General features: G+C 34.7%; 5 protein-coding genes and 1 pseudogene. 1 reads left to right on the top strand and 5 read right to left on the bottom strand.

Going from position 1 to position 7,495, the window contains the following annotated elements:
- The 5 genes from VGE71_RS05930 to VGE71_RS05910 all read right to left on the bottom strand — a co-directional run.
- Positions 1-725: hypothetical protein (locus tag VGE71_RS05930; RefSeq protein WP_331137488.1), on the bottom strand; the 725-nt coding region annotated here is incomplete at its 3' end.
- Positions 700-1,773, bottom strand: coding sequence for a carbohydrate-binding family 9-like protein (locus VGE71_RS05925; RefSeq protein WP_331137487.1), 1,074 nt, complete (start codon positions 1,771-1,773; stop codon positions 700-702). The genes VGE71_RS05925 and VGE71_RS05930, both read right to left, overlap by 26 nt.
- Positions 1,774-1,780: 7 nt before the next feature.
- The gene (locus tag VGE71_RS05920) at positions 1,781-2,746 is read right to left on the bottom strand and encodes a glycoside hydrolase family 130 protein (RefSeq protein WP_331137486.1); all 966 of its coding nucleotides are present in this window, start codon (positions 2,744-2,746) and stop codon (positions 1,781-1,783) included.
- Between the two features lie 99 nt (positions 2,747-2,845).
- On the bottom strand, positions 2,846-4,723 hold the full coding sequence (locus VGE71_RS05915) for a sodium:solute symporter family protein (protein ID WP_331137485.1): 1,878 nt from the start codon (positions 4,721-4,723) through the stop codon (positions 2,846-2,848).
- An 18-nt stretch (positions 4,724-4,741) separates the two neighbouring features.
- Complete coding sequence (locus VGE71_RS05910) at positions 4,742-6,982, bottom strand: GH92 family glycosyl hydrolase (protein ID WP_331137484.1); 2,241 nt, start codon at positions 6,980-6,982, stop codon at positions 4,742-4,744.
- Positions 6,983-7,112: 130 nt separating this feature from the next.
- On the opposite strand from VGE71_RS05910, the pseudogene VGE71_RS05905 reads away from it, so the two are divergent.
- Positions 7,113-7,495: pseudogene (locus VGE71_RS05905) on the top strand (sensor histidine kinase); the annotation flags it as partial.

Here is a 7,495-nt window from a genome sequence, read left to right as displayed (position 1 = left end):
GCTTTTACCGCATTTAATCTGAAATTTTTCCATTCCATATCAATTGAAGTATTGTGGCTTTTCTTTGGATTTTTGTGATGTTCTTTTTCAAATTTGCTTACACAAGCATCACAATAACAGAAATCAAATTGAGGTAACTCAGTATCTTGAACCAAATTGTATTTTGGCAACAAACTGATTGGCAAGAAAATATCTGGGAAACGAATGTAATCTAAATGCACACTTTCAATTCCTTCTACTTTTGCTAAACCTTCAACCAAACCTAAAACGTGGTTTCTAGATTCTTCTTTAGTTGGGCAAAGCCATTGGTAATAATCTACATACGGACGGTTATCAAAACAAGATTTTCCTTCTTTGCTTACTTGATACCAATCTGGATGCTGTAAAGCGATTGAATCGTTTGGTCGGTTCATCGCCATAATCCAAGCGTGAACTTTTAGTCCTTCTTTTGTTGCAAGCGGAACTAATCTTGCTAATAGTTTTGGGTCGGTTTGTGTGTTAATCAACACTTCGTCAATACCGCCGTCTTTGTATTTTTTGAATTCTTTCGAATAATCTGCATCCGATTTTTTAGCGTCAGCAGTAGTCCAAACACCAAAAGTGAATTTTCCGTTTTCTTCTACTTTAGCATCTTTTTGTCCACATGAGAATAAACTCAGCGAAAGTGCCAAAACTACAATCTTTGAAAAGTTCTGTAATTTACTCGTTCGTAATAATTTTACCATCTTCTTTAATTATTAAGGTTTTGTTTGAAAAAGGACTTTTTACTGAAATATTAAATCCTGATAAATGATTTTCTAAAACTGGTTTTAAAGCTTTTCCATCAACAATTATATTTTTTTTACTGATATTTTGCAGTGATTTTGCCCAAGATTTATTCTTTTCGAAATATCTTTTTTGAGCACGGTACAAAGTATACAGCTCCCATTTTACTTTTTCTTCCTGCGGAATTGTAAAAGTATCCTGTTCTCCAATTTCTTTTGAAGAGAAGTATACATAAGCCCATTTTTCGGGCTCATGCATATTTATTACTCCCATAGGCGACCAAACCCAATTGTATTCTGGGAGAAATTTTCCTTCTTTATCTTTTTTACGTTCGTATTTACCATTTACAATATCGTGTTGCCAATTCACTCTCGAGAAATTGACTTTCCAAAATTTATCTTTAGGAACAATATCATCAAAATACGATGTTTTGTAAACCGACCACGGAATTGCAATTTCTAATGTCCACCCTTTATCAGTATCTGAAGCATTATTTAAAGTTCCGTCAATCTTTACAGCCGATTTTAAACCTGTTATATTCCAGTCGTTTAAAACCGTATTTTTTTCTCTGTAAGGTTTATTGATGAATAAATCCCAAGCAGTATTCAACGCATTAATTTCTAATTCATAATAATTGTGAGTATCATTATCTGGATCGATAAAAACCTCAAAATCATTATTGTAAAAAATAATCGTATCGCGTTGTCTTAGATTTGCCCAAACATGAGGCTCCTCCATTTTTGCTAGGATATAGTAGTAATTATCGTCCCAAAGCATTTTGACCTGAGTATTGTATTTTGGTTTTTCAACGCCTTCTATATCGATAAAAGGTGTTGTCCAAGACGCATTTTCCCAAGCTTTATCTGCTCCGTCTCCGTCAATAACAATTTCTTTTGAAGTCTTATATGCAATATAACTTTTCGGTGTAACCTCTTTTTCAGATTGCGTATAACCTATCAATCCAACAAAGAAAACGGCTAGGGACAATAATTTACTTCTACTATGCATCTTTATATTATAAACTATTTTCTTTTGTAAACTGAATTACTTCACTTAATTTTCCGAAAGCAATAGCAACATGCGTATCTGCAGCACCGTAATACACTGCTAATTTGTCTTCTTCAATACTGTGTAAAGCTGCACATGGGAAAACTACGTTTGGAACATCTCCAACCATTTCATAAGTCTCTGCTGGTCCTAATAAATAAGGCTGTGTTCTGTATTTTACTTGGTCTGGTGAATCAACATCTAAAAGCGCTGAACCCATTGCATAACGGAAACCGTTGCAAGTATTGATCACTCCGTGGTAAATCATCAACCATCCTTCTTCAGTTAAAATAGGAATTGGTCCTGCTCCTACTTTCGTACATTGCCAAGCACTTTTCTCAAACGGAGATGGTTTCATTACCAATCTGTGTTCTCCCCAATATTTCATGTCTGGACTGTAGCTGATCCAAATATCTCCAAATGGAGTATGTCCGTTATCACTTGGACGGCTTAACATAGCGTATTTTCCGTTAATTTTTTGTGGAAATAAAACTCCATTTCTGTTGAATGGTAAAAAGGCATTTTCACATTGGAAAAATTCTTTAAAGTCGAAAGTATAACCAATTCCGATAGTAGGTCCGTTGTAACCATTACACCAAGTGATCCAGTAACGATCTTCAATCCAAACCACACGAGGATCGTATTTATAAGCCGATTCGATCATTTCTGTATTACCAGATTTCATTTCAATTGGTTCATGGTTGATGTCCCAATTGATACCATCTTTACTGAAACCAGCAAAAATATTCATTTGAACTGCTTTGTTATCACATCTGAAAACCCCAGCATATCCGTCTCCAAAAGGTACAACTGCACTATTGAATATACTGTTTGATGAAGGAATCGAATATCTGTCGATAATTGGATTCTCAGAATATCTCCACATTACATCTTTACTGTTTTCGGGTCTGTCTTGCCAAGGAATAGTACTCATTTTATTGTTTTTTTTATTATGATTGTTTGTTTTTGTTTGTAAAGCTTTGTCAAAGTTTAAAACTTTGACAAAGCTAGTTGTCGTGTTGTTGGTTTACGTTTACTCTTCTATCTTACGAACTCGGTCTAACCAAGTAAACTTTAAAATTGTTGTTGTCACCAAGAAAACTGCCAAAGCAACTCCTGCTTTTGGATAATCTCTGATGATGAAATAAATTGGAAGCAGAATCATACTTGACTGCCAAATAATTCCGATAATACAATTCATCATATCTAAATAGAAATCATTATTTTTTTGGAAAGATTGATCTTCCGCTTTTAAATGTTTATAAACTGGTCCCCAGAATCCCCAAGGTCTTACGTTTGAATAGAAAGATTTTAAAACTTCCATATCTGTTGGTTTGCTCAGGTAAGTTCCTAAAAGACAACCTAAAATTGACATTCCGAAAATTAACGGGAATAAGTAAATCGATGGCACTTGCGAAAGATCATGCAAGAATGTTCCAGCTGCTAAATTCCCTTTGTTTTGATCTAAAACGAACTGAAGAGAAGCTGCAATTAAGCCGCCAACCATTCCCCAGAAATAACCCCATCCGTTAAAACGCCACCAAATCCATTTTAAAAAGTTGGCTGCAACGTAACCTCCGTACAGCGCACTTGTAATCCAAAGTGTTAACGAGTTGATAGAATCTGCGAAGAATCCCATGAAAACTCCAAGACCAACAACTAAGAAAGAAGAAATCTGACTTACTTTGATATAATGTTTGTTTGAAGCAACTGGCTTGAAATATTTTTTATAAATATCATTTACAATATACGCTGGACCTGCATTTACGAAAGCCGAGAATCCAGACATGAAAGCCGCTAATAAACCAGCTAAAAGAATTCCTTTAATTCCAACTGGGATATAAAGATTCACCACTTTTGGCATCAATAACTCTAAATCTGCACCTGTTAAATTTACATTTGCATTTAATTCTGGAGCTAAATTCACTAAAGCAATAACCACAATTCCAGTAATTAATAAATATCTAGGAATAAATAAAATTAAGTTCGTGAAACCGCTCATGTAAGCTGCTTCTTTTACTGATTTTGTAGAAAGAACACGCTGTAAATCATAACTTGGAGTTGGACCAGCAACACTCGCAAAAAATCCTTTGAAAAGTGTCATTCCGATAAAAGCGCCAAACATTTTGTAACCTTCCGTGTCAATTAATCTGTTGAAAGTTTCGAATTTATCGCTCCATTGTGTTTCAAATTCCCATCCGAAGAAAACATTTTTCCATTCTGGCGTGATAACCGAATTGATTTGAATATCTGTATAATTAATAAATGCATAACCAGCGATTAAAACTCCGGCAACAATCATAATAATATATTGTACAACTTCTGTTGCAACTACAGAAAACATTCCTCCTTTAACCGTATAAATTGTAGTTAAGAAAATGATTAACAAAGCATAAGCCTGTTCTGAAGTCAAGAAAACAGAACCATTCATGTGAACTGTTAAATCCCAAGGAAGAATAATCGTTACAAATTTCCCGATTCCAACGAAGAAATAAGCAATGAAACCAATAGTAGAAATGATCGCAAAAATTGCCACAATAATATGTGAAGCTTTTCCAGCTTGATCACTTCCAAAACGAGTCAGAATCCACTCAGAACCTGTCATTACTTTCGATCTTCTGATCCAGACCGCGAGGAACATCATCACGAAAATCTGATTCCAAATTGGCCAAAGCCACATAAACATGAAGCTTTTTACTCCATATAAAAATAAAACTCCAATCATCCAGGAAGTTCCCGAAACATCAAACATCCCCGAGCCATTGCTCAATCCCAAAAAATACCATTTGATTGATTTCCCTCCAAGGAAATAATCGTCAAGCCCTTTTGATGCTTTTCTTGAAATCCAGATTCCTATACCAACCGAGAGTACGATATAGATTAAAATGATTGATACGTCAATAATGTTCATTAAATTATTTATTTTGAATTAGTTAGTCAAACCCCAGTTTTTGTTTGGCTGTGCTCCCATTACAAAATGAAGCACACCGCCTTGTAGCATTTCTTGGTGAGAAATCGCTGATTTATTAAATTCTTTTCCGTTTAAAGTAGCCGATTGGATATAGAAATTCTTCTCTGAAACGTTTTCTGCCTCAATCACAAAAGTTTTTCCGTTTGGAAGATTTAAAGTTGATTTTTCAAAAATCGGACTTCCAATTTCGTATTCTCCAGAAGCTGGATTCATTGGATATAATCCCATTGAACTGAATACGTACCAAGCTGACATTTGTCCGCAGTCTTCGTTTCCGCTCAGACCGTTTGCAGTCGTATTATATTGTGTATCCAAAATATGACGAACCCAATATTGGGTTCTCCAAGGCTGACCCGCATGATTAAACATATAAGCAATGTGGTGACTTGGCTCGTTTCCGTGCGCATATTGTCCGATTAGACCAGAAATATCAGCCGAAACATTGTTTCCTGTAATCTCAGAACTCTCTGTAAATAATTGTTCTAAACGTTTTGTAAAAATGTCATTTCCTCCGTGAAGCTTAATAAAATTGTCTACATTATGAGGTACAAACCAGCTGTGTTGCCAAGCATTTCCTTCTGTATAATCGGTATGCTCTCTGTGGTTGGAATGTTTTGGATCGAAAGGTTCGTTCCAAGATTTTCCGTCTTCCGATTTTCCTCTCATGAAACCAGATTTCGAATCAAATAAATATTCGTAAGCTTTTGCACGTTTAGAGAAAAACTCATAATCGGCTTGTTTTCCTAAAGCTTTCGCCATTTGAGCCACACACCAATCATCATAAGCATATTCTAAAGTGATCGTAACCGATTCGTCTAATAAATTATAAGGAATATATCCGTATTTTTTGTAGAAATTCAATCCGCGTTCGTCTTGCATCATCGTTGCTTTCATTGCTTCAAAAGCTTTTTCAGCATCAAAACCTTTGATACCTTTCATATATGCATCCACAATAACCGGAATCGAATGATATCCTGTCATTGTATTGGTTTCATTGGCATACAATGTCCAAACCGGAAGTATCTTTTTAGTTTCGTAATACGCTAACATAGAGTTCACCATATCAGAAACTCTATTTGGATCTAAAATCGTAAGTAATGGATTTTCAGCTCTAAAAGTATCCCAAAGCGATAAAGTAGAATAGGCTGTATAATTTTTAGAAGTAACAATTTTATCGTCTTCTGTTCTAAATTGTCCGTTTTTATCGCTGTACGTAACCGGTGCAACTTGAGCGTGATATAAAGAAGTATAGAAAATTGTTTTTAAAGAATCAACTGGAGTTTCGACAGTAATTTTGTTTAGAGCTTTGTTCCAAACAGCAGAAGCATCAGTTTTTACTTTTTCGAATTCCTTGTTTTCTTCCAAATTATCTTTCGCATTAGCGATACTAACAGAAGAAAGTGCCACTTTTACACCTAATTCTTTTGAGTTTTTAGAATCGAAAAATAATTGCAATGCTGTATTTTCGCCTTCAGCATTTTTACCTGAAACTACTTTTTTATCAGCAGTAATGATTGATTCTGTAATAGGTTTAGAAAACTTCGCTACAAAAAACACTTTCTGATTTTTTGCCCAGCCTGTACTATAACGGTAACCACTAATCGTATTCGCATCTTCAACTGTAATAGCAGTTTTTGTTGCTTTGTCCCAGTTAATAGCAAAACCTAAATCAACTACAACAGATTGTGTGTCGTTATTATTATAGGTATACTTATGGTATGCGGTTCTTTGCGTAGAAGTTAATTCTACATTGATTTTAGGATCTTCAAGAAAAACTTGGTAATAACCCGGTATTGCTTTTTCGTTAGCATGACTATATTTTGATTTATACGGTAAGAAATCGCGTGAAGCGGCTTTGGCGGTTAAGTCTAATTTTTTGTTTGTAGGCATAAATAAAATATCTGCCAAATCACCGATTCCTGTCCCGCTTAAGTGTAAATGACTAAACCCAGAAACTATGGAGTCAGAATAATGATAACCCGAACACCAATCCCAGCTCGAAATTCCGTTATCTGGACTCACTTGCAGCATACCAAACGGAACTGTTGCTCCCGGATACGTATGTCCGTGACCTCCAGTACCTATAAAAGGATCTACATAATTTGTTGCAAAACTTTGTGGATGTTGATTTTTATCAACTTTTATTTTGCAACTTGCAATAAAAATTACCGTTAAAGAAAGCAGAGTAATTTTTTTCATATCAAAACAATATTAATTTAACTTTAAATTTAGATAAATTCAACTTTTACCAAAATAAATTTAGACGGACGACATTTAAACGGCTCTAAACATCAAAAAATACTAATAAACGACATTCTAAAATACCACTATGATTTTTAATTCAAGCAAACTCTACAGAGTACCTATACGTTTCCATGTTTACTTTTGGTTAACGTATCTTGTATTCAATACATTCCGCTGGGGAAGTTATTTTAACGATTACGTTTACTCCTTAAAAACTACACTACTTGGATTTCCAATTCACATGGCATTGTGTTATCTGAATATTTTGGTTTTGATGCCTTATTTGGTTTATCGTAAAAAATACTTCCTATATATAATAACTGTACTTTCGGCAATTTTTGTCATGGTGGTCATAAAATTCAATTTGACTTATTTGTTGATTACACACGATGTCTGGCCTGAAGGACCTCAAACCATAAACAATCTTACGCTAAATTATACAATTGATATGATGATGGGCGAATTGTA

The organism is Flavobacterium sp. (assembly GCF_036405015.1).
In the GTDB taxonomy this organism is placed as follows: Bacteria; Bacteroidota; Bacteroidia; order Flavobacteriales; family Flavobacteriaceae; genus Flavobacterium.
The sequence above is the reverse complement of the archived record's forward strand: the minus strand, read 5'-3'. Positions and strand labels throughout refer to the sequence as shown.